We start from the raw sequence: 26,590 nt of genomic DNA, 5'->3' as shown, positions 1-26,590 counted from the left end.
GTCACTCCCAGAAAATCGTGATGGGGTGATGTGGCCGGTCCAGGACGAATCGGCCGGAGGCGGGGTCGGCCGGTGCCGGTGCGTCTTGGAGTTCGAAGTGGACGGTGCGGGAGCGGTAGCGGGTGTCCCAGGTGCGGATCTCTTCGGCTACCTGGTGGGCCAGGTGGTGGCCGGTCGGGCCGTGGCCGAGGACTCCGACCTCGTAGAGCTTGCCGCCATCAGCGGCGGGCGGGGCGGGGCGGATGGTGAGGTAGGCCAGGTCCTGGTCGCGGACGGTCGCCATGGCGCCCCAGGCGAACATGGGGTCCAAGCTCAGGCGCTCCTTGGCTTGGGGTTTGACGTTCATCCGCATCAGCGCGTTGTCGAGGCGCAGGCATAGCCACAGCTCCATCCACTCGAACGGGACGCCGGGCGGGAACAGAACGCCGGTCCACTTCTCGTGTCGTTGGGTGTGCAGGATGTCGGCTATTGCGGCGGCGTCGACCGTTTGGTCTTTGTGGGTCTGGAGGGTCACGTCCTGCTCGGGTGTGAGGTGGATGTAGCGGCGTGCATCGTCGCCGATCCCGCGTAGTGGCATGAAGACGGCCAGGCGGCTGTCGAGGCTGCGCCATCCAGTGTCGGTGCGTTCGAAGGTGATGCTGCGGGAGTTGGTGCCGCGTAGTCGCAGGGGGACGATCAGGCGTCCGTCGGGTGCGAGCTGGTCCAGCCACGCGGTGGGGACCTCGTAGGCGCCGACGGTGGCGATGATGCGGTCATAGGGGGCGCTGGCGGGGTGGCCGAGCGCACCGTCACCGAGGATCACCTCGACGTTGTCGATACCGGCGGCCGCGAGATGGTCGCGGGCGCCGGCGACGAGGTCCTCGTCGACGTCGATGGTGGTGACGTGGCCGGCGTCGCCGACGATGGCGGCCATGATTGCGGCGTTGTAGCCGGTGCCGGCTCCGGCCTCCAGGATGCGGTCGCCGGGGTGCGCGTCGAGCTGGTCGAGCATCGCGGCGACCATCCACGGCTCTGAAGCGGCGCTGATGTTCACGCCGTTCCCGTCGGTCTTGGTGTAGACGGGCTTGTCGGCGTAGGCCTGGTCGAGAGGGACGCCGGGGAGGAACAGGTGCCGCGGCGTCTGCCGGAACGCGGCCTCGGCTCGCGCGCTGCGCAGAACGCCGTGCTTACGCAGCCGGTCGGTGAGCGCGTCCCGCAGTCGATCGGCGGACACTATGGAGTTGTCGTCGCTGAGCGTAGTCATCAGACGGACCTTAGTAGTTGAGGTGGTAGGCGTGGGTGAATCGCTGGCGTCGGTATCGAAGACGCCACCGGCCGCCAGGTGCGCGAGGATGCCTTGGTCTGCGGTGGACACGGAGGCTCGGTTCCCGTGGAAGACGACGTGGTGGGCGAGTATGGCCCGAAGCCCTCGGGACAGCCGTCCTTGAGAAGCTAGAACGGCGAGGTCACGGCCCGCCTGTTCGAAGGCGGTGAGCCAGCCGCATTGGTCGATGAAGGGGTCGTCGCCGGCTGGAAGGCGAAGGCCGCGGGGATCGGCGGTCATGAGGAGCCGCATAGCCGGTCCGAGTGCGGCGACACGTTCGGGAGCGAGTGCCGCAGAGCCCACGGGCCGGAGTTCGGCCACCTTCTTCCAGACGTCGCCTTGCTCGTAGAAGTCCAGCCCGGCGGCGCGGAACAGCGTGCTGCAGAGCAGGACCGTGGTTTCGCGCTGACCGACAGCCGGGTTGGCGCGCCGCGCAGCTCGCGTGAGGATGTGGCGGCTGTCGTGGTGGAAGAGCGTGTGCGCGACGTCCATCGCCGCCTCTCCACCGAACGCCGCCTCCTCCGGCTCGTAGATGCCGGACGTCCAGCCGTTGATCCGACCGTGGGCGGTGAGCTTGGTCAGCAGGTCAGGTATCGGGCTGGCATCGGACGTGTCGGTCCGGTAGCGCAGCCGCCACGACTTCTTGCGCAGGAACCACCAGTCGCGGAGGCGGCCGTCGTGTTGGGCGGCCTGCAGTGCGGGACGCAGGTGGTGCGCAGCGACGGTTACGGCTGTCGCATGGTCGGGGAACGCGATGTCGAGCTGGTGCCAGCCAGGTGCACGCATTGGAGTGGGGTCCTTACCGGTATGGGGCGATCAGGCGACGAGCAGACATGCGTCCCAGGTCGTTCTGGGGATGGTCGCGGGGTTGGAAAGGACGAGAGCGATACCGGCCGCGCCTTCGAGAAGGGCGGGATCGAGTTCGGCCACCTCACTGCTGATGAGGGCGGCACACGTGGAGCGGAGGAGATCCGGCAGTCGACCCCGCAGGCGGCGTAAGGAATCGGGAGAGGCGTCGGCGGCGACCCGTGCAGCGATGTGGGCGAGGCCGGCGTGTCCGTGGCACAGCGATGGGTCGCCGTGTTCGGGGTGGGTGGCGTTGGTCAGGGCGTGGAGCAATGCCTGCTCGGCCATCGTCCGGCGGTCGTCGTCGCCGGTCGCCAGAGCGGCGAGTTGCTGGGCGCGGGCCAGGCCCGCGGTGCCGTAGCACCAGCCAGGACGCTGCGAGCCGGAGACGACCCGGTGCCCAGCGCGTAGCTGGGGACGGTTGACCCAGTACGGCCAGGCGGGACCGGTCGGAGTGGTGACGCGCCAGCGATCGAGCCAGACGCAGATGCGGCCCATCGCGTCCTGTTGGCCGTCCACGGTGGCGCCGCGTTGAGCGGCTAGCGCGAGCAGGGCGAGGGGGCCGCCGATTCCGTGGGCGAGTCCGGAATTTGCGTGGCCGTCGCTGAATCGAGCCTTGCGGCGCCCGTCGGGTCCCGTGTCGGTCCACCAGCCTGGCAGCGTCTCGGCATTGACGGTGATCGGTTCGGTAAGGCGCACCAGGTATTCAAGGATGGCCCGTAGCGGCTTTCCGCCTGGATCGCGGCGGAGGAGGTGGGAGCCGATGCCGGTCAGGCCGCGGATGACGTCGAACTCGGCCAGGGCGGGGAGCCGGCCTGCGTCGATTCGGGCGTGGGCGGCATCGACGCGGGCGCGGGCGTCGGCGCCGATCACTTCGTCGAGGCGGTCCAGGGCTCCTCGGTAGCTGCCGGGGCGTTGCTCGGCAGCGCAGTTGAGTGCGTGGGCGATGGCGGGGGCTCCGTAGTACAGGTGGCTGTCGGTTCCGGTGGTCAGCGGCGCGCGGGTGGCGTAGGCGAGCCAGTCGTGGGCGCGTTGCCACGAGCCGAGACCGGCAGCGGCACGCTCGATATGCAGTAGCGCGATGCCGGGTGCACCGTGGGCGAGCGATTGACGCCACCATGGGCGCCACTTGACGTGGCCGGGGACGGTGTCGGGATGTGCTAGGCGATCGGCGATGGCCTCGGCGGGGTTGCTGGAGAGTTCGCTGGTCATCCACGTAGTCCCGTTGTACGGGCCGTCCACGAAAGCGCGGCGGAGCGGGCGAGGTGGAGACCGATGGCTTCGTCGTCGAAGTCGATGCCGCAGGCACGGGCGAAGTTCACATGCATGAGGGATCGCAGGACCTCGTCGATCAAGATGCCGCTGGTGTGGGGGCCAGGCAAGTGCGCGCGGTACTCCGCAACGGCTCGGTGGCGTGGCTTCCACGCTTCGGCAATGGCCGCGCCTCCGGGTACTGAGCGCAGTGCCGCCCATCCGTTGCTGGGATCGGCGAGATGGACGGCTTCGGTGAACACAGGTCGTGGAACCTTTGTCGGCGCGGCGGCGGGGACGCTGTCGATGAGCCACCGCATGCCCGCCGCGACGCTTCCCGTGTAGGCCGTGGCGATCGCGACGGTGTGAGCGGCCACAAGCGCCTGCCGCTGCGGCCGCCGGGCCAGGCCGAGCTGGACGAGCAGAGCCTTCGAGTCGGCGCTGAACACCTTCTGGGCCGCTGACCACGCCGGGCCAGAACCCCATCGGCCGGTCTCCGGATGAGACGTCGGATACGCCACCTCGCGCAGCAATCCGAGAAGGCGGAGTTCGTCCGCCCAGCCGCTTACTTCACGGACGACAGCGCCGAACGCGGTCTGGTCGCGCAGGACGATGCGTAGCCGCAGATGATGATCCGGATCGCGGTAGCGGACGAACCACCACTCAGGCGGCACATCGAAGCGCGAAAGCAGATCCGGCACGTGCTCGGCAAGGATGGCGTCCTGACGGTGGACGTCCCCGTACAGGCAGGTGAGTACCACCGGGGATGCGCCCGGCGTCTGGCTCTGTTCATGCCGGCTGACGACTCGTTCCCGCGATGGCTTCGGCAGCCGAGGCCACGGAGAGGGCACGCTGGAGGCGAGCGGCACGATGATCTCGTGGGCGCGGCCACCGCACCAGCCGGCGGCCTCCGGCGCGGGCGCCTCGGTCAGGAGGGCGTGAGACGCGGTCCTTAGATGGGCGCGAAGGAGAACTCGGTGTGCTGGGGCGTCCAAGTCCAAAGGCAGTGACCGGTCGCCTTCGGACAGATGCACCAGACGCGGTGTGCGGCGCTTGGCCCGCCAGGCGGAGAGGGCGCCGTCCCACTCGTCCCACGGCTGTGAGCTGGCCGGAAGGTCGGCCGCTTCGAGTCGCCACCGCGCCGGGGAGAGGATGGTCCGTCCATGGCGCAGTCGAGGTAGGAACGGGAGGTGGGCGGCGGCGCCCCAGTCGAATGTCGTTACCTGGGCGCAGTGGGCCCGGCTCACCTCGGTGAGGAACCGCGCGAGCGGGGGTGTGTGGGTCTTGAGGTTCAGTGCGTGGAGCCCGGCCGCCTCAAGTCGTTGCCTGCGGGCGGGAACTGCCAGATACATCCTGCGGCCATCGCAGCCCACCGCAAGGTCGCCGACGGTCAGCGCGTTGTTGTCGTCGGCGGGGTGTTCGGCGAGGCTGATCAGAGTCGGGAGCGTCCGCGGTGTGCGGGTCACGTGCGCGGTCGCCGGATCCAGTGGCGGGAACGACAACTGCGCTGGCAAGGTGTCCTGATCGCTGGCTGGGAGATCGGACAGCCCAGTGGACAAGGCGGTGGCGTCCTGTGGAGTGAGGACACTCAGGAACCGGCCTGACAGGACTCCTGCGGCGCGCGAGACCGACACCACCTCCAGCGTGAAGTCCCCTCGGCACAACGCGTTCTGGTCCGCGGCATTCACGCGGACGCCGATCTCCAGGTGCGGCGGCGGGCGACGCTGTTCAGGCCCCAACTCCAAAGCCGCGATGAGTTGCTCGTCCAACACCACCTCGTCGCGGCCGTCGATCGCGGTGTTCTGGGCCAGGGCGAGCAGCACTTGGTCGCGGCTCGACAACGAAGGTGGGCGGGCGGGGGTCACCGTGCCCGGGTACCCGTCAGGCCAGCCGACGCCGCTGTCGCTCACGACGTCCAGCACGGGTACCAGCGACCCGATACCGAATCGTTCGTAGAAACGCTGGTGGTAAGCGCGCCATGTCGGCGAACCAGCGGGGAAAGCGCTCAAGCGCGTGAGCGTCCAGGCAGCGCGCTCGATCTCCCGTGCCACCTCGCGCGGCAGTACTGCCGCCGCGTCCAGCCGCAGATCGATCGCCAGCGGATGCTTCTGGGTCCCAACCAGGCCGCTCATCCGTTGGGCAACCGCCCTTCGCAAAGCCGGCCCCGCCTCCGGGGCCGCCCGATTGTGCTTCTGAAGAAGCACATGAACCTCGATGAGCTCGGCGACGAAACCGCCAACGGATTCCACGGCCGAAGCGTCGACTCCGCGCAGTTGCTCCACCAGGTGGCCGAGAGCGTCGGGCTCGGTGCTCGGCGCGTTCAAGCCTGTGATCAAGACACCGCGCCGTACGAGTTCGGTCAGCATGGCGGTGATCCGCTGCGTGCTGGCGGAGGGAAACTCTGCTTGGAGCTTGGCGCCCAGATCGTCGAAGGTGATCGGCGTGCCTGCCCATTGCACCGCGGTCCGTACCGCCGTGCTGTGACGGAGCGACACTTCCGCGGCGCCCGTCCCCCGTCCGTTGGCAAGAGGCCGATAGGGGACGATCAGCCGGTCGCCGCGCACCATCAGCGTGTTGTTGGCGACGACCGACAGCCGGCCGAGGAGCTCCGGGCAACCCTCCAGCCGGGCGATGATGCCGACCAGCCACTCCGCGCCGGCGCGGGCCACGGCGTGGTGCCGGGCGCCCCAGTGCAGGTAGGGGCCGCCGCCGAACGGCGCGGACGCGACGCCGGCGAGCAATCCGAACGGTGTCGCGCGTCCCACCAAGCGCTGCAGATACCGAGCCACGGAGAGCATGGCACGCCGGGTCTCACGGATTCGCGGCTTCTTCGCAGCGCATAGAACCCGCACCTGACGTGCGAGCGCGGGGCTGGCATGGCACAGCGCCTCGGCGACGTCATCGATCTCCCAGACGGCTTGCAGCCACGCGATCCACGCGGGCACATGCGCGGACGTCGAATCGGTCAAGTCGGGCCATGGCGGAAGAGCCGGGCCCTCGTAGGCGGCAGCGCGGACAAGTGCAGCACCTGAGGCCCGGAAGACCTCCGGGCGGGTGGGGGCACGCACGGGAACCTCCGAATCGACGATCCGACATCTGCCTTGGCGCCGCCGCACGGAGGCCCGTGCGGCGGCGCCGCGCATTGGGGGAAGTGGCGACGCGTTGCTCAGACCGCGCCGCTCACGCACGCCCCGCACGTGCTGGTGCATCCGTCGTCGGTCACGTTGACGAGGCCGGCGGGGTCGGCGATCTCCAGCAGGCGCACGTCCAGGTCGAAAGCGCTGTCGGTGTCGGCCGGACGCGTCTCGGTCTCCACAGGCTTGGGGCTCATCGGGAATCCTCCGTTTTCCTTCAGGGGTGATGGGTCTTGAATCCGCGGGGCGGTCCACGGAGCCGGAAGCCGTCTCACGAGCCGGGCGGTTCCGGTCGCGTAGTGCCTGTCATGCCTCGCCCTCGAGCCGGCCAGCTCTCAGCGAACTTCCGTGCGGCCACTGCTGGTACATCGGCAGGGGCGACGGCCGCAGGCATCCTCACGGGGCCGCCGTTCATGAGGACGAAGACGAATCCGTCATCGATGCGCGGGCTTGCCACCACCTCGGCCGAGCCGCTCTGCCGACCCGGCTCCCAGACTCGCAACGTGACCGGTCGCGACACCCGCTCGACCAGACGGGTGCGCAGGCCGAGCCGCTCCAGGTCCGCGGCCAGCGCCAGAAGCAGATCTCGTGCGCGCGTCCGCAACTCCTCCCGGCCCGCCGAAACGGAGGAGAAGCTCGCGCCGCTGGGACGAGCGGAGAACATGACCGGTCCTCTCACCGAAGTCGTCGCATCTGTGAACGTGGACGCAACAAACCTCTCTCGCTCCTCGATGTAGGGGGAGAGCCCGTTCGCAGGCCCCTAACCGGCCCCTGGTGGCCTAGACGGAGACCGCAGGTCATGACCACTGCCGCAGAGCTTCCGGTGCTCCTGAAACAGCTCAGGGAGCAGGCCGGAATGTCGCAGTCCGATCTCGCCGCACGACTGTGCGCCATCACCGGTACCGCGACCGTCACCCGAGCCGAAGTGTCTCGATGGGAACGGGGAAGGCGCCGCCCGGAAGCATGGCTCGCCGCGCTGGCGACCGCCCTCGTTGTCGACCGTGCTGTACTGGAGGCCCCGGCCGAGCGCGATCGGAGGCGAGCCTATCCCGGCGCGGGAAGAGAGGCGTGGGCAGAGCAGCCAGCGGCCCCGTTCCCGCCAACCGGACCGGCCGAAGCCGGTGACGAATGGACCCAGGTGAGCGAACTGCTGCGCCGAACATTTCTCAAGCACGGGATCGCCGCGATCGCGCTGCCGACGGTCGGTGTCGGGGAGCTTCAGCACATCGCCGCCGCCCTGGAGGACGCCCGCCGATACGCCGACGCGGCGCTGGTCGGGCATTTCCGCCGCTGCATCGACGAGGCGGCCGACCTTGACCGCACCACCGGCGCGGCCGCCGGCATCCCGACCGTCCTTGGCCTGGTCACCGCCATCGACCAAACCGCCCGCGATGCCCGCCCCGATGTTCGCCGCGCGCTCCTGCGCACCGCCGCGCTCGCCGCCGAGCTCCTCGGATGGTTCTACCGCGACCTCGGCGCAGGCCAACCGGCCAGTTACTGGCGGGATCGGGCGATGGAGTGGGCACAGACGGCCGCCGACTCGGCAATGCAGGGCTACGTCCTGCTGAAAAAGGCCCAGGCAGCATGGGACGAACGAGACGCCGTCGCGATGCGGTCCTTCGTCCAAGCGGTCCAGGACGGCCCATGGCACTTGCCGTCGTACGTGCGAGCTGAGGCTGCGCAACAAGCGGCACGAGCCCATGCAATGCTCGACCAAGACGTGAACGCCGCGGAGACCGAGATCGAGCGAGCGCGCGAGTTGCTCATCGACGCTGCGTCCCCTGCGGGGATCGGCCCCCACTTCAACGAAGCCCTCTTCGAGCTGCAGGTGGCGATCTGCTACAGCGAGGCCGGACGGCCGGCCCGTGCCCTCGAACTCTACGAGGCGAACCTGACCGAGACCGCCTTCAGGAAGCGCGACTACGGATACTTCCTGTCACTGAAGAGCGCGGCACACGCCGCTGACGGAAATCCCGACGACTCCGCGACGATCGCACTGTCCGCACTGGAGATCGCCAGGGCGACCAACTCCGCTCGAACCCACCGAGAGATCCTCCGCGTCGCCGGCCGACTCCGCACCTGGCAACAGCGGCCCGCGGTCCAGGAACTCCAACACGCCCTTCTCGTATGACCCCGTAAGCCCCATGCGATGTAGATAGTCGGCGACGACCGATTTTGGGTTATCCGGCGTGCAGCCAGTCGGCGATCGCGATGATGCTGTCGGCCTGCCACTTCTGGGTTTGAGGGTCCAGGTACCGAGGGTCGTCGTGGACGGCTATCCCGTGCTGGGCCCCGTGGATCTCGATCAGCCGGGCTTCGCCGCCGAAGCGCCCGACGGCGTCTCGTGACGAGTCGACCGAGATGAAGGTGTCCGCGGTTCCGTGCAGGATCAACGTCGGCGCGGTCACCTCTCCGAGCACCTCGTCGGGCCGCAGGTAGAAGAGTTCGTTCAGGAGCGGCCGGCCCAGCTTGAACGTCGGCGAATGATCGAGGACGCCTTGCGTCGCCAGTTCCTGCGCCGCGCCGTCGTCGAGGTGGTCATCTCGCCAATACGGCTTCTCGTCGATGAGGCGGCGCTTGTGGTGCAGCAGCGGGTTGATCAGCACGAGTCTGTTGACGAGGCCGGGGTAGCGGGCTGCGAAGAAGGCGGCCAGGCCGCCGCTGAAACTCGCGGCGAGCAGGTTCACGGGATTTCCGGCATTGACCTTGTGCGCTTCTTCAACGGCTGCTCGGATGTCGTTCACGACACCGGACAGGGTGAGCTCCCGCATCTCGCCCTCGCTTTGCCCATGGGCGCGTAGGTCGAATCGAAGCGAGGGCAGCCCTGCAGCTGCCAGGCCTGAGGCCAGCCGGGAGAAGAACCCACCCTCCTCGCGCGTCACGCCGCCGCCGTGGACAAGCACCGTCGAGGCTCCCTGGATGCTGTCAGGATTGACCAGCGTGCCGACCAGGCGTAGCCCGTCCAGGCTTCGGAAGGTGATGGTGGTGACGTGTTCGGTCATATGAGGAGCCTCGGTCCCCGCGGCAGCGTGGGTCAATGTGCTGGAGCGTCGGCGTCATAGGCTCTCACCCTGCCCCTTGGACGGTCGGCATCCAGTGGACAGGCTGACGCTTCGGAGTTCGGTGAGGAGTTGGCGCGAGTCCTTGCCGGGTTCGGCGTCGATTTCGCTGAGGCGGCTAGCGAGGAGTTGGTAGGTGCGTTGGACGGCGTCCAGGCGGCCGAGGCGGGCTTGTAGCCGCATGATCTCCCGGTAGAGGGGTTCGGAGTAGGGGTCGTGGGTGATGGCTCGTTCGAGCGTGGCGAGCGCCCTGTCGGGATCGTCGCCATGGATGAGCTGGACGTAACGGCCCAGGGCATTGACGACGGTGCGGCGAAGGTATTCGCGGTGAGTTTGGGCCCATTCGGATTCGAAGCCGCTGGCGAACTCGCCGGTGTAGAGATCGCTGACCGCGGCGAGCGCCTTGATGCGTTCGGCGTCACTGGTGGCCCGCTCGGCCTCATCGAGGGTGGCGGTCAGTTGCCAGAGGTCGATCTCGATAAGGTTGGGGTCGATGTGATAGCGCCCGCCGATGTAATTGAGGTACATGGGTTTCGTGAGCCCTGTGCCTGCACGCAGGAGCTTGCGGATGTTGGTTGTGGCGGAGTTGAAGGCGATGACTCCCGAATCGGGGGTGCGGTCGGGCCAGAGGACGCTGATGGCTTGATCGCGGATGACGCCCTTGGGGTGGAGGGCGAGGTAGGCGAGAAGCTTTTCGGAGTAGTCGCGGACGCCGGTGGTGATGGGGCCGTTGGCGGTGTGCAGGAGGACCGCTCCGAGCACTTGGAGGCGGGCAGGCTTCTCGCGCACCTCGGTGGCCGCCCGGGGCGGTGGGACCTGGTTGGCGGTGCTCGGTTCGTCAAGATCGGCCAGGGTCTCGATGTCGGATGGTTGAGTGGTGGCGACGGGCGGCGGGGTCTGGGTGCGTTCGAAGCCGGTGGCGGTTCGGATTGTCTGCAGCATGCCGGCGGCGTCGTCGGCGGTCAGGTGGAACAGGTGGGCCTTGTTGAACTGTTCGGCGTCGGCGCCGTAAGCGTTGGTGACAGTCGCGTCGTCAGCGAGGTTCAGGCTGGTGCCAGCCGGCCAGTCACCGAGCACCAGGACGCCGATGCAGTACCGGTGGCCGCGCGTTGCAAGGGTGCGTATGGTGGCGGCGTTCTCGGCGGAGGGTGTTGCTACCAGCAGTGTGGTCGAGAGAGGTTCTGCGGGGTCGTGGGTGCGCAGGGCAGGCACGTCAGGCTGCTCGGTCATCTCCAGGACGCGGTGGCGGCGAACGAGTTCGGCTTCCAGATGGTCGGTGGCCGCACTCGTTGACGAGGCGATGATCAGACCCTCCAGGGCCGCGGCGACTGCGGTGATGTCGTCGCCGGGGAAGAGCGTCTGCGCGTCGGCATGAGGGACGACGATCTCGACGCGATCCCGGCGCGCTTTGGCCAAGAGTTCGGTGGTGATGGCGCGGGCGACGGCATGGGCGCCGTCCCCGGACAGGCCGAGACTGAGCCCGGCCAGGGGGACGGTGACCGCGTGGTCGCCCCGGGTCCCAATAACGAGGTGGCCGGGCTGCGTGGCCTTGAGGTCTTCGCGTACGAGGTCGGGGTCGGAGGGAGCGGGCTCGTCCCGATCGGAGTAGGTGTTCATATGCGCCTGGCGGGCCTTGAGAGCCGCAGCCGGCAGTGGGGGCTCGGGGGCCCTGCCGACAGAGTCCGGCTCGAAAGTGAGCGGGTGTCGGCGGCGTCGGTGCAGACGGGTGAAGGCGACGGCCAGGCTGACCGCAGCGGCGAGACCAAGGCCGATGCGCGAACCGGACGGCAGCGAGATCACCAATGGTGAGTGACCGGCGTCCTGGTCATATGGTGTCCCAGGTGCCGGGCTCGAGGAGTGGTCGGTGGGCGGCGCCGTCACCGGACTTTGCGCGGCCTCAGCCGAAGGTGACCTGAGCGGTGCTGGAGTTCGGTCGCCACTCGTCTTGTCCTGTTTGGGCGACGCCGAATGCGCGGGTGGTTGCGGGTGGGGCGGGCGCGATGGTGAAGACGGGACATCTGGTTCGCCGAGCCGTGGCAGTCGGACGCGCTGGCCTGGATGGAGCATGTCGGGATCGGTCAGGGGCGGCACGCCATCGGGCTGGGCGATGTTCCGGCTGCTCTCGAAGATCTTGGGGTAGAGGACGCCAGAGCCGTAGCTGCGGCGGGCCAGGTCCCACAGAGTGTCACCCCGCTCGATGGTGTGGGTCCGCCAGGGGTGTTCATGCTCTGGAGAACCGGACGTCTGCTCCATCAGCAGTGGAGCCGAGTTGGAAGCCGTCGGGCGTTGCTGCGGTCCGTTATCTCCAGACGTCTGGTGACCTGGGGTGCCGGGCTCCGGAACGGCAGCGGCGACGATGCCCGTTGCGGCGTGCGCCTGCGTTGCGGCGGAGGCCGAACTGGCGATGGACGCGACGGTGGAGAAGGTCAGGGCCGCGGTGGCGACCAGCTCCCTGATCAGTTGCTGCAGCGGCCGTACTGGACCCCGCAGGATGGTCGTAGAGCGGTCGGCCAAGTACCCGATCATCTCCGCAAGGCTGATGAGGACGAGCAGGACCCATGCACCCCAGCCGATCAATGTGATGGTGACGAGGAACAGTCGGTTGTCGTAGTCGGGGCGCATCAGCGTTGTGCTGATCTCGTCCCAGGACGGAACTCTGTCCGGGATGGGAGAGCCGCACATCTTGTACATCGCGACGGGGAATCCGACCAAGAGGAAGCTGAAGATCGCCAGGGCGCCGAGTCCTCGTGCGAAGTCGGCAAGGCGGTTGCGTCCGGTGTAGGTCACGGTTCCTGAGGTCCTTCCACTCCGGTGGTCAGGTTCGCGGTCGCCGTGGCATCGGCGTGCAGGTCGGAGATCCCGATCAGCGACAGAAAGCGGGCCGGTCGAGTGATGGAGACGTGGACGCGGATGGCGCTGGTCCCGGCCGTGGTCACGGTGCCCGTGTACCCGGCGGCTCTCAGGTAGGAGCGGGCGGCGCGGACGCCGGACTGGCGATCCACGACGAACCTTCCGCGGGTGTAGGCGCGGTTCCGGTCGACTCGTCCGGCACCGGCACGGGCGGCTTCCTGGGCGCCGGTATTGGCGTCCTGCCGCGCTTCCAGGACCTGCTCGAAGTCGACGACGGCGCCGAAGAACACCACGACGACCAGCGTGACGATGACGGCGAAGACGCTTACGCTTCCGCGATCACGCTGCCTCTGACTATTCAAGGAGGTCGGTCGAGTGCACGCCATGCCGATCACCCGCCGCCCCGGTAAGGATCGATCGGCGATCGGTGGGTCTTGACGACCGTCCGGACGCCGGGCATCCCGGGTAGTCCGACGTCGCTGAGCCGAATCGCGCAGGTCACCCGTGCTGAGACCACGGCCGGTTGGCCGACGGGGCGGTTGAAGCCGGACAGGTCGAGCCGGACGGACGGTGCGCAGTGCAGTCCGCGGTCGTGCAGGGTGCGCATCGCGCTGGTGCTCGCGGCGGCTTGCGCTTCTCGGGCCGTCCGGGCGATGGAGGCTTGTCGTGCCGCGTCGGCGGCGGCTTGCGCGACCACGGCGCTGCCGTGCACGACCCGCATGACCACGAGCAGCCCGGCCAGGAAGGTGATGAACACGGGCGCCAGAATCGCGGTCTCCACGACGGCGTTGCCCGCATCCCGCCCCCGGTTCCTCCGCGTGTTCACGCTGGCCCCGGCGTGGTGAACCGCTCACGGGCACCGCGTACGGTCCTGGACACGGTGATGTCGACGCCCGGCAGCAGCGACGGGGCGTGCCCGGTGACCCGTACGACGATGGTGTTGGCGCCGGACACGGTGGCGGTGAGCGTTTGCAGGACGGGCTCGTGGCGGGCGAAGGACGCGGCGGCGGCGCGTCCTTGTGTGAAGGTGCCCTGGCGGGCGCGGGCGACGCGGAGCCCCTCTTCGGCGGCCGACTGCGCCACGTCGCGGGCGACCGACACCATCACCGCCTGCGCCAGCGCCAGGAACAGCAGCCCGACGGCCGGGAAGGTGATGGCGGTTGCGACCGTTGCCGATCCCGCGTCCCTTCGCCGCCGTACTCGGCGGGGCCTGTTCACGGGCCGGTGGAGCCGGGGATCTTGTTGATCCAGCCGTGCACCTTGCTGGAAACGGCCATGTAGACGACGAAGGCCAGCCCGGCGAAGCCCGCGACGATGATGATCGTCTCCACCACCCCCGAGCCGCGGTCTCCCCGGTCGCGCAAGGCGGCAGCGAGGCGGAGGCCTCGGTCGTGGACAGCGAGCGCGGCACGGATGGCCACAGCGTTGAGTGTGTTCATGATCCCCCGATGTGTGAAGGCTCCGGCGGCTCAGCCGGACGCCAGGAGTTTGGAGAAGAACGGGAAGCCGACCAGGATCACGAAGCCGAGCATGAGCAGGCTGGTCGGTACCCACATGGCGGTGGTGCGGGAGTTGGCCTCGGCGCGTGCGGCGGCGGACGCCTCGTGTCGCATTGAGGTGATCTTGGCGACCAGGACGTCATGCATCTTCGCGCCCTCACTGCCGGCGATCTCGGCAGTGTGAGCCAGGTCGATCAAGTCGCGGACGCCGATCTCTTCGCCGAGCCGGGCCAGTGCACGCCAGGGTTGTTCCTGGCCGTGGCGGGCCCGCGTCAGCGCCTCATGCACACGCTGGAACGGCCATCCATCGGTGATCTTCGCTGGATTCTCCAGCGCGGCGTTGAGCGCAGCGCCGGCCTCCCGTTCCAGGACGACGAGCTGCAGGTACGAGGTGAAGGCGTACCGGAAGTCGCGGCGACGCTGACGAGCCAGTGATCGCACGTTCCAGTCCGGCGCAAACCACAGGACCGCAGCCAGGATGAGCCCGGTCAGCAGCGGGAACGTCCACGGCAGCGAACCTCCGGCCGCAGCGACCAAGCCACAGAAGACGGGCGGTACGGCAAGCCCGGTGACGAGTAGCGCCAGCTTGTCGAGCATGAAGCGCTCGACCGGACGGCCGAGCAACGCCAGATCGGTGCGCGGAATCGCGAGCGCTCCGGCGGGACGCGTGAAGCGCTCGGTCAGCCATCGTCCGACCCGGTCGGCGGTGTCCGGGGAGTCAGCCGGAAGGGGGCGAAGCAGCGTGGGTTGGATACGGGCCAGCGCGGCGTCCAGGCGGGGAGGCGCAGAGCTCAACTCGCGTACGAGCACGATGAGGCCGACGGCACCCAAGCATCCGGTCAAAGCAGCAGCGACGGTCACAGCTCTGCTCCCGCCGAGGTTGGCATCGGCTGGGTGGTGTGCATGAAGCGCGCGCCGGTCGACAGGACCGCCAGCCGCCGCATCCACCACAGGCCGGCCCCGTAAATCGCCGCGACGACGGCCAGGACCGTCTGCCCCAACGCGGTGCCATAGGGATCGGCGAACGTCCGGGAGGACGCGAACAACGCGCTCAAGCCGACGACGGACGCCACGATCACGATCAGTGTCGTGCGCAGTCCGGCGCGTTCTGCCTCGACGTCCCGGCGCACCAGCACCTCGTGCTCGACGGCGTCGGCCAGCAGGCTCAACGCTTCCCGCGTCCCCGGTCCACGACGGTGGGCGGCCAGCACCAGCGCGCACGCGATCAGATCAGCGATCGGATCGTCCAGCTCGTCAGCGAACGACCGAAGCGCGCGCTCGGTATCGGCATGGTTGTTCAGCCGCTCGGCCAGCACACCCACCGGCCCGCAGATCGCCTCCGGCGCGATCCGGGCACTGTCGGCAAGGGCCTGCTCCAAGCCGCGGCTGGCGCCCATCATCTCCGCCAGCCGCCGCGACCACTGCGCCAACGCCTCCAACCGCGCGATACGACGCTGCGACTCACGTCCGGACAGCATCGGTGGCACCGCGTACGCGCCGGCCCCAGAGGCAACGGCCGCGACAAGCCATCTCGTCACAAGCAAGACCACCAGAACGAGTGCGGCTGCGGCGAGCATGCGGTTACGGCGCCCTCGCCACGCGGATGAGCTCCGAAGGGCTCGCAGTCGCGACGGGGGACGGGTCGGCTGTTCTCGGGTGCTGCCTCCCCGGAATCCCGCCGCTATCGCGAAGACGGCCCCGGCGGCGCACAGGCCGGCGAGGACGGCAAGCAAGATCATCACAACCAGCCCCCGGTGGTCGTGGTGGACCTGAGCGATGCGGGATCGAAGCCCTGCCCCGCCAGCTCGTCCAGCAATGCGGTACTGATGCTGCCTCCCGCCGGCGTGGCACGCCCGTCGGAACCCGGCGCGAACACCAGGTTGCGGGTCGGCTCGGTCGAATCCGCGGGCGGGCCGATCTCCATCACCTGGGACACGAACCGTTCGTTGCTCGCCTGGTCGCGCTGCAAGTAGACGATCAGCGGTTCGGCGAGCCCGAACATCAGGTGTACGTCGTCGGCGTCCAGGCCGAGGTCGGCGCGGCGTCCGAGCTGGACGACGCGGCTGAAGACGTGCTCGGGGCGGTGGACGTGGAGTGTGCACATCGAGCCGCGCGCGCCCGAGTACATCACCTCCAGCATCGGCGCGAGCTCCCCGTGCCGGGCCTCGCCCACGATCACCCGATCGGGGTTGAGCCGCAGGCACGCCGGCACAAGATCTTGAAGTCGGACCTCGCCCGTCCCTTCGGCGTTGGCTTGGCGGGCCTCCAAGGCGACGACGTCGTGGTGGCGGTGCGCCAGGCGCGGGTCGTCCAGGAAGAGTTCGAAGTCGCTTTCCAGCGTGATGATCCGCTCGTCGGGCGCGGCTTCGTTGGCCAGGGCGCGGACGAGCGTGGTCTTGCCGGTGTTGACCTCGCCGCACACGATGATGTTGCGGCGTGCCTTGATGGCCGCTCGCAGGAACTGCTCCAGCGGCTCGGTCAGAGTGCCGAGGCGGGTGAGCTGGGGCAATGTGACGTCCACCAGGCGGTGCACGCGGATCGCCAGGTGCGGGTGCCGCGACACCCAGCCGACGACCGCGAGCCGCACGCCGTCGGAGATCGCGACGTCCAGCAGCGGCGAGGCGTGCGAGAACTCTCGGCCGGTGTTCCCGCGCCGCGCGAGCAGCTGCACCCATTCGATGAGGTCGTCATCGGTCTCGGCGACGGGCGGGCCAGGCCTCTTGATGCCGTCGGTGTAGGTGACCCATGTCTGCCGGCAGCCGTTGACGACGATGTTCTCCACATCGGAGCGTTCCAGGAACGGCTGCAACGGACCGAGGCCGAAGCGCCGGTCGAACACCAGCCGTGCCAGTTGACGCTGTTCCTGCGCAGAGGCGATCCGCCCCGCTCCCGCATGTTCGTGCGCCCACGCCTGTACCTGGGCGTCGATGAGCTGGCGTGCCCGCACTCGGTCCACACCCTCTCCGAGCACGTCCACCAACTGCGCCGATATCTCCCGCAACGCAGCCCACATGTCGAGTGCGTCCTCGGCCGACCGTTCTCGGAAAGCGGTCCCTAAGGAAGCCGGAGGGACCTGTTGGAGGGGCTGTGGCCTCATGGACGTCCAGCCCGGCCTGCTCACTGGCGCCCTCCCGTAACCGCCGGGACGGCCTTCCCTGGAACACCCTCAGCGGTGGACGAGCGCATCCGCCGGCCAAGGCGGCCCAACAGGCGCATGAGCAGGGAACCCTCGAAGGACCAGCGCGGCCGTGCGCCATCGGAAAGGACACGAGCGTGCGCCGGCGAGTACGGGAGCTCGCCCAGCACCGGAACGCCAAGAGCCCGCTCGACCTCAGCGGCATCGTAGGGGCCGTCCGCGATCAGGCACAGTCCCACTGTCTTGCGGTCGCTTGGCAATTCCTTCAGCGCGTCCAGCCGTGGTGCGGCCGCGTCGACCTGAGAGAGCGTGGGCTTCAGCACCATGACGATCCCGTCAGCAGCTCGCAGCATCTCGGTCGGTGTGTCCGTTCCGCCGATCTGCCCCAAGTCCGCGACAACGTCGCCGTCCCGAGCAGCCGCCGCTTCGGCCAGCCGGGGCCACAGCGACTCCAAACGCGCCCCGTGCCGCGGATCGCGGACACCGTGCAGCAGCTCGACCCGGTCGTCGTCCACGATCGGCACGACGTACTCCTCGAGCGGAACGGGTCCGGATCCCGTGCCGACGGCCATCGCCAGCCCCAGCAGCCCAGGTCCCGCAGGCTGGCGCATGCGGTCGGCCATGAAGCCGGGCAGGACCCGCCGGCCCATCGGATCGCATTCGGCCAGGAGCACCCGGCCAGGCCATGTCAAGGACAAACCCAGCGCCGTGGTCGTGGCCCCTGGGGATCCACCAGGTGAGATCACGCAGTACAGGGCCACCTTCACCCGTTCCTTCCGGTCACGACGAGTACGACGAGCCCGGCCGCCGCTTGGCGGGCCACCGCGGAGCTATCGGAGTCGTTCACCTGAAGTGACACCGACATCGCGCCCTGCTCGTCCGGCCCGTCCACCTGGTCCACCACTGCGGGGACGTCCCGGAGCCTGGTCACCTGACGGCTTTGCGCACTGGCCTCCTCCGAAGGCTGGTCCTGGGACCCGGTCGTGAACACCACCCGGACCTGCCAGCCCGGCGCCAGCCCAGGCGGTACCGTGCCCGACTTCAGCGGGACGGTCACCAGTGCCTTCCCAGACGGCGGGCTCTGACCTGCGGCGAGCTGCGTGGCGGCCAGCAGCGATCCCTTCCGCAGGCCGACCGCCGCCCGGCGACCGACGACCTCTCCGAGCTGGTGGCCCGGAACCGTCGCGACGGTGGAGTCCACCGCCACCTTGGTCACGGCCAGATCGGCTTTGGCGATCTGGCGGTTCATCGGGACGTCGCGCGCAAGCCGCACCACCGCGACCCGGTTCCCGGACGCCTCTACCAGGTAGACGTTCGCGATCACGGCGATTACCACGAGCGAGACCCCGAAGGCGATCCATCCCGGCCGACGTTGACGCGCCAGCCGCCTCGACGGCACCTGCGTCCGGCCGCCTGACTCCTTCGGCAACCTCGGCTTGTCCAGCGTCCTCGTACTCGCCTTCACAGCACTCCTCATCCATACAGCGCCTGCGCTTCGGCGACTCGCAACCGGAATGTGGTCGACCGGCTCAAGGGCGGCAGCACACCACCCGACCCGTCTGAACCCCGCCACGTTCCGCCCCAGGTCACCGTCACCCGCACCCGATACGCATGGCCGGGCTCGTGCAGCGACGACCGCGAAAAGGTGTAGGAGCAGTTCGTGCGCTGGGACGCGGCCGGACGCGCCTTGTCATAGGCGGTACCGCGCCCAGAGCAGCGGACGGCCGGCTCGCCGTTACCCGGGTCGACGGTCATGCTCCGCGGCCGGGCGGTCACCTCGACCCAAACGCCACGAGCAGAAACGCGGCCGTTCAACGGATGCCAGTTCGTCACCCAGAACCATTCCGGTAAGCCCACCAACCCGTGGCGCCCACGAGGCGGAGCCGTACGCACCACTGGCGCCGGAATCGGCATTCGAGCCCACTTCGCCAACGCCAACTGTGCCGGCGATGGACCGTGTCTCCTACCGCTCCCGTGCGGTCGCGCCGGCTCGCAGACCTGGACGTTGTCGCTCAGCGTGCGGCAGTCGTGCGATTCCATCTGGTCTGATTCCTCGACCGGGTGGTGGCTGGATTTCGGCTCCGAGCCACCGAAACTTGGAGCGTTCCCGTCGTCACTTGCTCCGAACTTGTAGCTGTAGATGTTGGTCGTCGGCGGAATCGGATCCTGAGGAGGTGGCGCGAAAGGGGATGTCAGGGCACTCGTGAAGAGGAGAAGAGCAGCATTCAAGTCAGCAACCTTCCCCGAGTTCGATGGACTTGCTGACCCGCCAGTTGCCGTCGCTTCCTTTTACGAGCAGTGCCTTGGTGTGGTCTTCTCTGATTCCGCGATTGACTTTCTTGTGCGTGGCGGCATTGATGAGCCCTGCGTTTCTGGTGTCCTGGCAGTCGAGAATGGTCGCATTGTTGCCGTCGACTTCGACACTCGTCACGTGCGGGATGACTTTTCCGTAGGTGGTGAGATGCTGCCTCTTCATCTCATCGATGCGTTTCAGGACTCGCGAGAGTTGTGGCTCGGCCATCAGAGTTGAGAGTTGCTGCCTTCGCGTATCGCTCGGCAGGGAGTCCGCGCGGTCGAGCATTGCGACGAAGTTCTTGTAAGTCGACTCCGCTGCCCTCTCATCAGCGCTGGCCGATGCCGTTCCGGCTGTTGTGGGTTCGGTCGGCGATGGGAGGGCGACGGCCTCCTGGTGGCTGCTGCATCCGGACAAGAGCACGATGGCGCTTGCCGCGCCAATCCAGCAGAACCGAGCTGCCATCTGTCGACCGATCCAGAGCAAGTCCCAACCTCCCGAACCTTGATCATCGGCATGCGCTCTCGCGGGCCGCTGGAGCGGCGCCACGATTGTGACATCGAGCGATTGTAAGGGTGAATGAAGGAGCGCTTCTTCAAGTCGCACTGTCGCGAGGGTAAATCCCCGTATATCTGAGTCCACATCTGGCGACTTGTGGCGCGAATTGCTCCATATGCCCTTGATGTGAAGGGGCCTCGGGAACGCCTTCGGATCACATCCCCGCGCTGGGAACGATGGTCTCCACGGAGACGCGCCCAGCCCTGATCGCGGCGGCGAGCTCGGCCTCGGCGGCCTGCCGGCCCGTGTACAGCCGCCATGCCGCTACGCCCTGGGCTTGCGCGAGGTCCTGGACGGACCGGCCCTTCAGCCGTGTCGTGACGATGAGTTCCGCATCCGCGGAGGTGATGACCCCTTGGCGAGCCGCGTCCCACACCAGAAGGGCCGGCTCGACCTCGGTGAAGGCCCTGCGGTCGGGCAGCTCGCACGGGTCCGCGGGCAGCTCGCGCATCGCGCGGCATCGGGCGCGCAAGGCTCCCTTGCGCGCCCACTTCAGCAGGCGGCCCACGATGTGCGGGCTCTCCAGATCGACGCGCGCCAGCTGCGCGACGAACTCGGTGAGCATCTCCGACACGATGTCGTCGATGAGCTGGCTCGGGCTGATTCGGATGACCTGCGCGGCCGTGTTCTTCAGGCCCGGCATCGCCACCCCGACGCACCCGACCACCCATGCCGGATCGCCAGCCCGAGCCCGACGGACGAGCACGCGCCAGACCGCGTCCTTCAACTCGTCGGACGCGTCCGGCGCCAGAACCAGCTCTCGGAGTTCAGCCAGATCCACAGTCCGGGCGGGCAGGCCGTGCCCTACTGCCTGCCCGTCCACGGCCAGCGGGCGCGGACCCGTCGTCAGCAGGTAGAAGGAACGCTGCGCCACGTTGAGCGCCCGTCCGGTGCGCACCCCCGCGGCCGTAGCGGCGAGGTTCTGGTCGTGGTTCTTGCGGTTGGTCATGACGCCCCCGAAGGTCGTGACGATTCGATGGCGTCAGGTGTCCTCGGGGGCGTGAGCACCGGATGAGCGCTCCATGAGCAGGAGGCGGTGCTGACGATGTGCTCATGGAGTGTTCAGATCCACTGTGACCTGCATGAACACGGTCGGCGGCAAGCGTCAACGCCGGCCAGGTAAAGCCGCTCACGTGCTCAGATCGTCGCTGACCTGCGTGTTCATCGAGCCCGAGATTCCTTGGTAAAGGATCTCCGGCGGATCCCGTTCTGGGAGCCGGGCGCGCTGCCCACAGGATCGGGCCGGTCCTGCGCGCCGAGCGCAGATGCGGGCAGCGGACTGCAGCCTCGTCGCCTGGCGACTTCTATCGGGCGATCCGGCCGCTGCGGTGAGCGCTCATCGGTTGTCTTCGTTGGCCGCTCTTGTAGTGCTGATCGTCACTCTGTAGCGGCGTGCGGCTCCGGCCGCCAGCAACAAAGCAATCCCAGTGAACCCGGCGACCCGCGCAAGGAAGGTCGGCGTACTGCGAGCCGTGTCACATGACGCGTCGATGCCCTGATTCATTTGTCCGACCAGGCCGCCGATGTCGTTGATCGGCGTGTACGAGTCCATGGTTCGGTGCGGCCGCAGCGCGGAACCACATGAGAAGGGGACGCCGTTCACGGTGTAGTGGACCGGCCAGAGACCGAGGATGAACGCCAGGGCCACGACGGCCAGGCCAGTGAGGGCGAGCAACATCGACAGCTTCACGCATGGATCCTCTAGCCAGACTGCCGCGTCTTGATACCGCAGGCCAGAACGGGCCACCAGGCCAAGCAGGACATGGGGCTCGCCCTACCCCGACTCCCTTCGGAACTTCAGCCGGGACGGTGGGCTACTGACGAAACGCTTTGATCAGCGACAATGCGAACCCCCCGCACCACCGGATTCCACGCTAAGCAAGATCATCTTCCACTTGATAGCCCGGAGCCGTCTCCGACTGCCTCTCGGACTTGTGACTGTCGCTGCTTAGCGGCTTCCCCAGTGCGGCCAGCTCCGGCGCAGAGCCGCCGGCGAGTCCTGGAGCCGTGGCCACAGTCGCAGGCGGTAGTGGTCGGCCGCGGGGGTGTTTGTCGACGGGTCGCCGAACCCGCGGCCGGAGACTCGCATGCGGTATCGCCCCGCCGGCAGGGAAGCGCCGCTGATGTGTTCGGTGCCACCAGAGGGCTCGAAGGTGATGCCGCCGGTCGGGGCGTCGAAGTCGAGGTCGACCTCGTTGTCCCACTCGCTGGTGTCGGCCGGTGGCTCACCGGTCCAGATTTCCACTCGCATCGGGGTCTTCCAGTTCCACTGACCGGGTGTGATCAGATCGACCAGTCCCCGAGAGGCCCCTACATACCGCCTGGAGTCCTTGGCGTCGGCCAGTGCTTCAAGGTACGGGCTGGTATTTGGATCATCACCCCAGTCGACGTGGGAGTAGATGTAGACCTGACCGTGGTCGGCGGCGACCGCCAGGTCCTGAGCACTGATCATCTCGGCAGCTGATGTCACGGCATGAAGATAGAGACGGCCAACGACGGCCGCGGCGCAGACACCGATAAGAGTCGGCGCGGATGGCGGACAGCGCACCGAGAGGGTCTATAAGGGGCTGGCCAACGGAAGGCGTGTTGGACCGCTACTGTGCCGCGCATGACCGGCCTGAATGATGCTGATCGCGAGTGTGTCGAGGTGTATCTGCTGACGTTGCACGAGCCCTATGAGGAGGAACGGCACCCGGTGCCGATCAACGCCACGATCGTGCACGCCGCCACGCTCCTGCATCCGTCGGTGCCGCAGCCCGACGGCGGCCGCATGTACCGGTGCCTGACCGAGTTCCCCGGCCGCAGCGCCGGTTGCGTGGTGCCGCTCTCGACGCTGACCTACGAGCTGAACGGCGGTCGGCTGTGGGGCGCAGTAGGTGATTGGGAACGGGTGACCGACGCCGTGGTGGCCCTCGCGCGTGCCGACCGGTGCGATGCGATGCCGCTGGGATTGCCGCAGGTGTCGGCGGCACTGCTGGCCGGCGGCCCGCACACCACGCTCACGATGCACCACCCGGACGGGACGGGCACCGAGTATGGGGGCGCCGACCGCATGGAGCGCCTGCGCGAATTGGAAGGGCACGTCCGAGCGTTCGTGGCGCGGGCGCCGTTCTGGCCAGGAGATGGTCTGGTGGCGCCGGCTCCGTTCGCCGGACCGAGGCCCTACCGGCCCTACCGGCCGGACGCGCACGGGTGGCGCTGACCCGTGATCCGTCGGGCCGGGGCGCTCCTGCGCGCCTGTCCCTCCGGTCCCAGCAGTCACAGAAGACTGGCTTCCGTAACGACAACGACCCCGGAGCTTGCCGCTCCGGGGTCTGATTCGTCACTGTGGGGCTACGACTTTCGTCTGTATCCCAGAGTTGGGCGGTGGGTTCCAGAGAGCAGCGGAATCCTCATCGCGCAGGGTGGCGACCCGATGCGCTACCTCCTCCCGAGCCCAGTCTTGTCCGGGTGCCTTACGGATGTAGGGGCTCAAGCCGGTGATCTCGCGGACCTGGATCAGAGTTGGGAATTCGTCCCACGACCGGACGTCCCATCCGTAAGTGTCGGTGAATTCGCGGAGTTCTTGCTCGCTGTGTCGGTTGAAGTGCCGCCGCATGTAGTGCGGCTGGATCAAGTCCCATTCGCGCGGGCCGTGCGCGACGTGGTCCCAGTCGCCAAGGACGATGTCACCGCTGCGAAGTCGGATGAGGTTGTTGGAGTGGGCGTCGCCGTGGATCAAGCCGGGGCTGAGCGGGGGAGTTAGCGTTGCCCAAGCGCTACGCAGTTCGTCGATGCGGTTCGTCAGCCATGACCGGTCTTGCGGCGTCATTCCGTCCGGATGTTGCTCGATAGCGGAAGCAACGCTTGCCAGCGGGTCGGTCAGCCGGCGCAACTCCAAGGGAGGGGCGGGCTGCCCGTGCAGAGCACGCAATATGCGCCCCAGTTCGGCGCCAGTGCCCGGAGGTTCTTCGACGGCATCGAGGAGTTGCCACACGGATACGATGCGGTCCTCGACGCGGAAGGGGAGCAGGTCGTGCGGCTTTACGCACGGGAAGTCGCGCTGCGCGAGCCATCGCGTTACTTCTACCGATTGCCGGATCCGATCGAACGCCTCGGGGCTGCCGGCAATTCGAACAAGTAGTCGCGCCGCAGGCAGCGCGATGGCGGCGTTGCTGTGTTCATGCAGCATGCGGGCGTCGTCCACAGATGCGCCGCACAGGTCAGCGACTGCTCGCACTATCGTCTGGACGCCGTTGGGCAGTGCCTGCATGGCGGCTACCGTTCCCGGCCTTCCTGGGAGCATGCCGCCAGCACCGGCCGCGCAGCCTCGCGCAGTCCGGCAACAGCCGGGTGGCCTTTGTGGGGCTTGAGTGCAGCGAGCATCTGGTTGACCCGGACGCAGACGCGCCGCGAGGAGATCTGCGACGCCAGCGCCAGCATCTCGTGTCCTCGGGCGCAGGCCTGTTCGATGTCCAAGCTCTGTGCGTGGGCGATCGAGAGAACGCCCAAGGTGAAGGCGCGGGGACGCGGGTCCGCGCGTACCGACAGGCTCTCCTCAGCGGACCGGACGGCGTCGCGCCCCATGCCGAGGTTCACGTAGCAGCGGGCCTCCTCATGCCGCAGGTGTCCCCAGCCGTAAGCACCCATCCAGCTTGGTTCTTGTGCGCTTCCGGCCCGCTGGTAGGCGTCCCAGACGTCGCCGAGAATCCGCTGAGTTCGGGCGCGATCGCCGGTGAGCGACCAGGCGAGCGCCGCCTTCGTGGTCAGGAACGCCCGGCTCAGCGGCGGCGTGGCCCGGGCGATCCCGACCGCGCCTTCGGTGTAGGCGAGCGCCTGCTGCACGAAGCCGGCCTGCTGTGCCGGCCTGGTCGCCAGCGCGGCCTGGTGCATCTCGTGCTCGCCCCGGCGTGACAGCACCCATGCGGTCAACGACGGGTCGCCGGACTCGTTCGCCATGCTCGCGGCCCGGCCCAGCAGCATCAGCGAGGCGTCGAGGCGATCGGTGTCCAGGTTCATCGCCGAGACGCGCATGGCGAACTCGGTGGACACGGCGAACAGGCTCCGGCGCACGGCGTCAGGCGCGTGGCCGTGCAACCGCGGCTCGATGACCTGGGTCAGGTAGTCGGTGGCCTGTCGGCGGATGCGCGTCCCTCCGAACTGGCGGTCGGACGTTACGAGTGCGCTCAGCATGCCCCGGATCGCCTCGACATCTCCCGCGCTGGGCTTGGGCGGGTCCGGAAGCTCGGGGCCGTCCTGGAACAGGTCGTCCTCGTCCATGTTCAGTGCCCTGGCATACAGGATGCGATAGCGCTCGGTGATCCGGACGACATCGCCTTCCTCCCAGCGCTCGATATAGCGGCGCAGGCTGCGGATGCTCGGCATCTTGTGCGGATGGTCGGCGGCGTCCCGCAATTCCTGCGCCATACGCGATATGTCCCAGCCCAGTGCCCGCCGCGCACGGCGCATCCGGGCTCGCACCTGTGGGGTCGTCTCATAGGCCATGAGCGTGCACCTCGCCACCTACCAGCCGCTGGGTGAACGTGAAGATGTCGCCAGCTGTCGAACATTGTCGGCTAGAGCCACGACGACCGCCACGAGTTCACTAACGGTGACCCAATCGTCACCAGAGCAGGGAGTGGTCGCGTGCATCCACCCTCGGCGAACGCAGGCCGCCCCGAGCGCCGCGTCGAGCCGCCTGGCGTCGCGAGGCACAGAGCCCCGGCGACGGGCGTGATCGGCCTCTTCCCTTCCATGCCGGACGACACCTCGTTCGACCTGCCAGCGGTTCCGGACGCGGAGGCGCCACCGGAGCAACTACGCCAAGTCCTACTGCAGCGCTTGAGGAAGCAATTTCCTCATTTGTGTGCCTGGTACGGAGAGGCGACGAGGCACTGGTGGGCCATGCTCGGTGGCCGGCTTGTCGAACGGGAGACGGCGGCTGCTCTCGCCGAGACCATCGCTCGATGGCGGGCGGGAGATGCAATCGAATGAGCCCACCCACAGGCCGGACGTGCTCGGCCCAAGCAGGTGATCGGGCGGTCGAGCACTCCGGGCCACGGCGTCTCGACCGGCCTGCTCTGGGCTGCCCTGGCGCGCTGGTAGCGGGCCACGGCGTGCCCGTCCGAACCGTTCCGAGATTCGCGCATCCGGGCTCGGGTCCCTCCCAGAGTCATCCACACCCATCCTGATGAAGGCCACGACCATGTTCACCGAAACCTCGGACACCCTCGTCCTGGAACCGACCTCGCAGGCTCCTGAAGCGGCCCAGCGTTTCGTTTCGGCCCACATGAAGATGTGGGGCCTGGACGACTTCGACGGACGCCTGGTGGCGTCAGAGCTGGTGACGAACGCGTTCCTGCATGGTGCCGGCGCCATCGTCGTGCGGCTGTTTCGGGAGGAGACCAAGGGCCTGCCCACGGTCGAGGTGAGTGACCAGGGCGCGCGGCTTCCTACGCTCCGCCAAGAGAACTACGCGGCTACCTCCGGACGCGGTCTGCTGATGGTGGCTGCCGTCTCCGCTGCGTGGGGTGTGCGCCCGCCCCCTGCCGGCGGGAAAAGCGTCTGGGCGCTCCTAGCGATTTGACCGTACAAATCGAATCACTCATCTCTACCCCGTCCTCTGGACGGGTCAGGTTGATTAATCGGTGTAGCTCCCATTGCCCCTTGCTCGCGAGGCGAG

The 26,590-nt window shown here is 68.2% G+C and carries 24 protein-coding genes; 3 read left to right on the top strand and 21 right to left on the bottom strand.

Annotation, left to right across the window (positions count from 1 at the left end):
* Nucleotide 1: 1 nt before the first annotated feature.
* The 4 genes from fxlM to F8568_RS30355 all read right to left on the bottom strand — a co-directional run bounded on the left by fxlM (nt 2) and on the right by F8568_RS30355 (nt 6,731).
* Nucleotides 2-2,089, bottom strand: a complete 2,088-nt coding sequence (gene fxlM / locus F8568_RS30370; protein WP_151597120.1) for a methyltransferase, FxLD system — start codon at nt 2,087-2,089, stop codon at nt 2-4.
* A 30-nt stretch (nt 2,090-2,119) separates the two neighbouring features.
* Nucleotides 2,120-3,361 carry a lanthionine synthetase C family protein gene (locus F8568_RS30365; protein WP_151597119.1) on the bottom strand — a complete coding sequence of 414 codons (1,242 nt, stop codon included), beginning with the start codon at nt 3,359-3,361 and terminating at the stop codon, nt 2,120-2,122.
* Nucleotides 3,358-6,369 (bottom strand): lantibiotic dehydratase, encoded by a 3,012-nt coding sequence (locus tag F8568_RS30360; protein WP_202125532.1) that lies wholly within the window; start codon nt 6,367-6,369, stop codon nt 3,358-3,360. Before F8568_RS30360 ends, F8568_RS30365 begins: the two co-directional genes overlap by 4 nt.
* Nucleotides 6,370-6,566: 197 nt before the next feature.
* Nucleotides 6,567-6,731, bottom strand: a complete 165-nt coding sequence (locus tag F8568_RS30355) for an FxLD family lanthipeptide (protein ID WP_151597118.1) — start codon at nt 6,729-6,731, stop codon at nt 6,567-6,569.
* A gap of 602 nt (nt 6,732-7,333) precedes the next feature.
* On the opposite strand from F8568_RS30355, the gene F8568_RS30350 reads away from it, so the two are divergent.
* Nucleotides 7,334-8,665, top strand: a complete 1,332-nt coding sequence (locus tag F8568_RS30350; protein WP_160573808.1) for a helix-turn-helix domain-containing protein — start codon at nt 7,334-7,336, stop codon at nt 8,663-8,665.
* A gap of 49 nt (nt 8,666-8,714) precedes the next feature.
* On the opposite strand, the gene F8568_RS30345 is transcribed toward F8568_RS30350, so the two are convergent.
* From F8568_RS30345 to F8568_RS30275, 15 genes are all read right to left on the bottom strand, one after another.
* Nucleotides 8,715-9,536 carry an alpha/beta hydrolase gene (locus tag F8568_RS30345; RefSeq protein ID WP_151597116.1) on the bottom strand — a complete coding sequence of 274 codons (822 nt, stop codon included), beginning with the start codon at nt 9,534-9,536 and terminating at the stop codon, nt 8,715-8,717.
* Nucleotides 9,537-9,590: 54 nt separating this feature from the next.
* Nucleotides 9,591-12,380: a BTAD domain-containing putative transcriptional regulator gene (locus F8568_RS30340; protein WP_151597115.1), complete on the bottom strand. Its 2,790-nt coding sequence runs from the start codon at nt 12,378-12,380 to the stop codon at nt 9,591-9,593.
* Nucleotides 12,377-12,829 (bottom strand): pilus assembly protein TadG-related protein, encoded by a 453-nt coding sequence (locus tag F8568_RS30335; protein ID WP_236009445.1) that lies wholly within the window; start codon nt 12,827-12,829, stop codon nt 12,377-12,379. Before F8568_RS30335 ends, F8568_RS30340 begins: the two co-directional genes overlap by 4 nt.
* Nucleotides 12,830-12,834: 5 nt before the next feature.
* A complete protein-coding gene (locus F8568_RS30330; protein WP_160573807.1) occupies nt 12,835-13,224 on the bottom strand; it encodes a TadE/TadG family type IV pilus assembly protein in 390 nt (129 codons plus the stop codon).
* A gap of 41 nt (nt 13,225-13,265) precedes the next feature.
* On the bottom strand, nt 13,266-13,661 hold the full coding sequence (locus F8568_RS30325; RefSeq protein WP_151597112.1) for a pilus assembly protein: 396 nt from the start codon (nt 13,659-13,661) through the stop codon (nt 13,266-13,268).
* Nucleotides 13,658-13,864, bottom strand: a complete 207-nt coding sequence (locus F8568_RS30320; protein ID WP_151597111.1) for a hypothetical protein — start codon at nt 13,862-13,864, stop codon at nt 13,658-13,660. The genes F8568_RS30325 and F8568_RS30320 overlap by 4 nt, the downstream gene beginning before the upstream one ends.
* A 48-nt stretch (nt 13,865-13,912) precedes the next feature.
* Nucleotides 13,913-14,803 carry a type II secretion system F family protein gene (locus tag F8568_RS30315; RefSeq protein ID WP_151597110.1) on the bottom strand — a complete coding sequence of 297 codons (891 nt, stop codon included), beginning with the start codon at nt 14,801-14,803 and terminating at the stop codon, nt 13,913-13,915.
* Complete coding sequence (locus F8568_RS30310) at nt 14,800-15,519, bottom strand: type II secretion system F family protein (protein ID WP_160573806.1); 720 nt, start codon at nt 15,517-15,519, stop codon at nt 14,800-14,802. Before F8568_RS30310 ends, F8568_RS30315 begins: the two co-directional genes overlap by 4 nt.
* Before the next feature lie 161 nt (nt 15,520-15,680).
* Complete coding sequence (locus F8568_RS30305) at nt 15,681-16,898, bottom strand: CpaF family protein (RefSeq protein ID WP_160573805.1); 1,218 nt, start codon at nt 16,896-16,898, stop codon at nt 15,681-15,683.
* A gap of 161 nt (nt 16,899-17,059) precedes the next feature.
* Nucleotides 17,060-17,752, bottom strand: coding sequence for a hypothetical protein (locus tag F8568_RS30300; RefSeq protein WP_151597107.1), 693 nt, complete (start codon nt 17,750-17,752; stop codon nt 17,060-17,062).
* 89 nt (nt 17,753-17,841) lie between these two features.
* Nucleotides 17,842-18,414, bottom strand: coding sequence for a hypothetical protein (locus F8568_RS30295; protein WP_151597106.1), 573 nt, complete (start codon nt 18,412-18,414; stop codon nt 17,842-17,844).
* A gap of 894 nt (nt 18,415-19,308) precedes the next feature.
* Nucleotides 19,309-19,977: a YajG family lipoprotein gene (locus tag F8568_RS30290; protein ID WP_151597105.1), complete on the bottom strand. Its 669-nt coding sequence runs from the start codon at nt 19,975-19,977 to the stop codon at nt 19,309-19,311.
* 106 nt (nt 19,978-20,083) lie between these two features.
* Entirely contained in the window at nt 20,084-20,878 is a 795-nt protein-coding gene (locus tag F8568_RS30285) for a hypothetical protein (RefSeq protein ID WP_151597104.1), read from the bottom strand.
* 387 nt (nt 20,879-21,265) lie between these two features.
* Nucleotides 21,266-21,619 (bottom strand): hypothetical protein, encoded by a 354-nt coding sequence (locus F8568_RS30280; RefSeq protein WP_151597103.1) that lies wholly within the window; start codon nt 21,617-21,619, stop codon nt 21,266-21,268.
* Nucleotides 21,620-21,877: 258 nt separating this feature from the next.
* Nucleotides 21,878-22,399, bottom strand: coding sequence for a hypothetical protein (locus F8568_RS30275; protein ID WP_151597102.1), 522 nt, complete (start codon nt 22,397-22,399; stop codon nt 21,878-21,880).
* Nucleotides 22,400-22,537: 138 nt separating this feature from the next.
* Between F8568_RS30275 and F8568_RS30270 the strand changes: the two genes are divergently transcribed.
* Nucleotides 22,538-23,131, top strand: a complete 594-nt coding sequence (locus F8568_RS30270) for a hypothetical protein (protein ID WP_202125531.1) — start codon at nt 22,538-22,540, stop codon at nt 23,129-23,131.
* Nucleotides 23,132-23,251: 120 nt separating this feature from the next.
* Here F8568_RS30270 and F8568_RS30265 read toward each other — a convergent pair whose 3' ends face one another.
* Nucleotides 23,252-24,181, bottom strand: a complete 930-nt coding sequence (locus F8568_RS30265) for a phosphotransferase enzyme family protein (RefSeq protein ID WP_160573804.1) — start codon at nt 24,179-24,181, stop codon at nt 23,252-23,254.
* 5 nt (nt 24,182-24,186) lie between these two features.
* Entirely contained in the window at nt 24,187-25,413 is a 1,227-nt protein-coding gene (locus F8568_RS30260; protein WP_151597100.1) for a hypothetical protein, read from the bottom strand.
* Between the two features lie 685 nt (nt 25,414-26,098).
* On the opposite strand from F8568_RS30260, the gene F8568_RS30255 reads away from it, so the two are divergent.
* Nucleotides 26,099-26,494, top strand: coding sequence for an ATP-binding protein (locus F8568_RS30255; protein WP_151597099.1), 396 nt, complete (start codon nt 26,099-26,101; stop codon nt 26,492-26,494).
* The last annotated feature ends 96 nt before the right edge of the window (nt 26,495-26,590 follow it).

It is taken from the genome of Actinomadura physcomitrii, from assembly GCF_008923205.2.
GTDB classification, from domain to species: domain Bacteria; phylum Actinomycetota; class Actinomycetes; order Streptosporangiales; family Streptosporangiaceae; genus Spirillospora; species Spirillospora physcomitrii.
The sequence above is the reverse complement of the archived record's forward strand: the minus strand, read 5'-3'. Positions and strand labels throughout refer to the sequence as shown.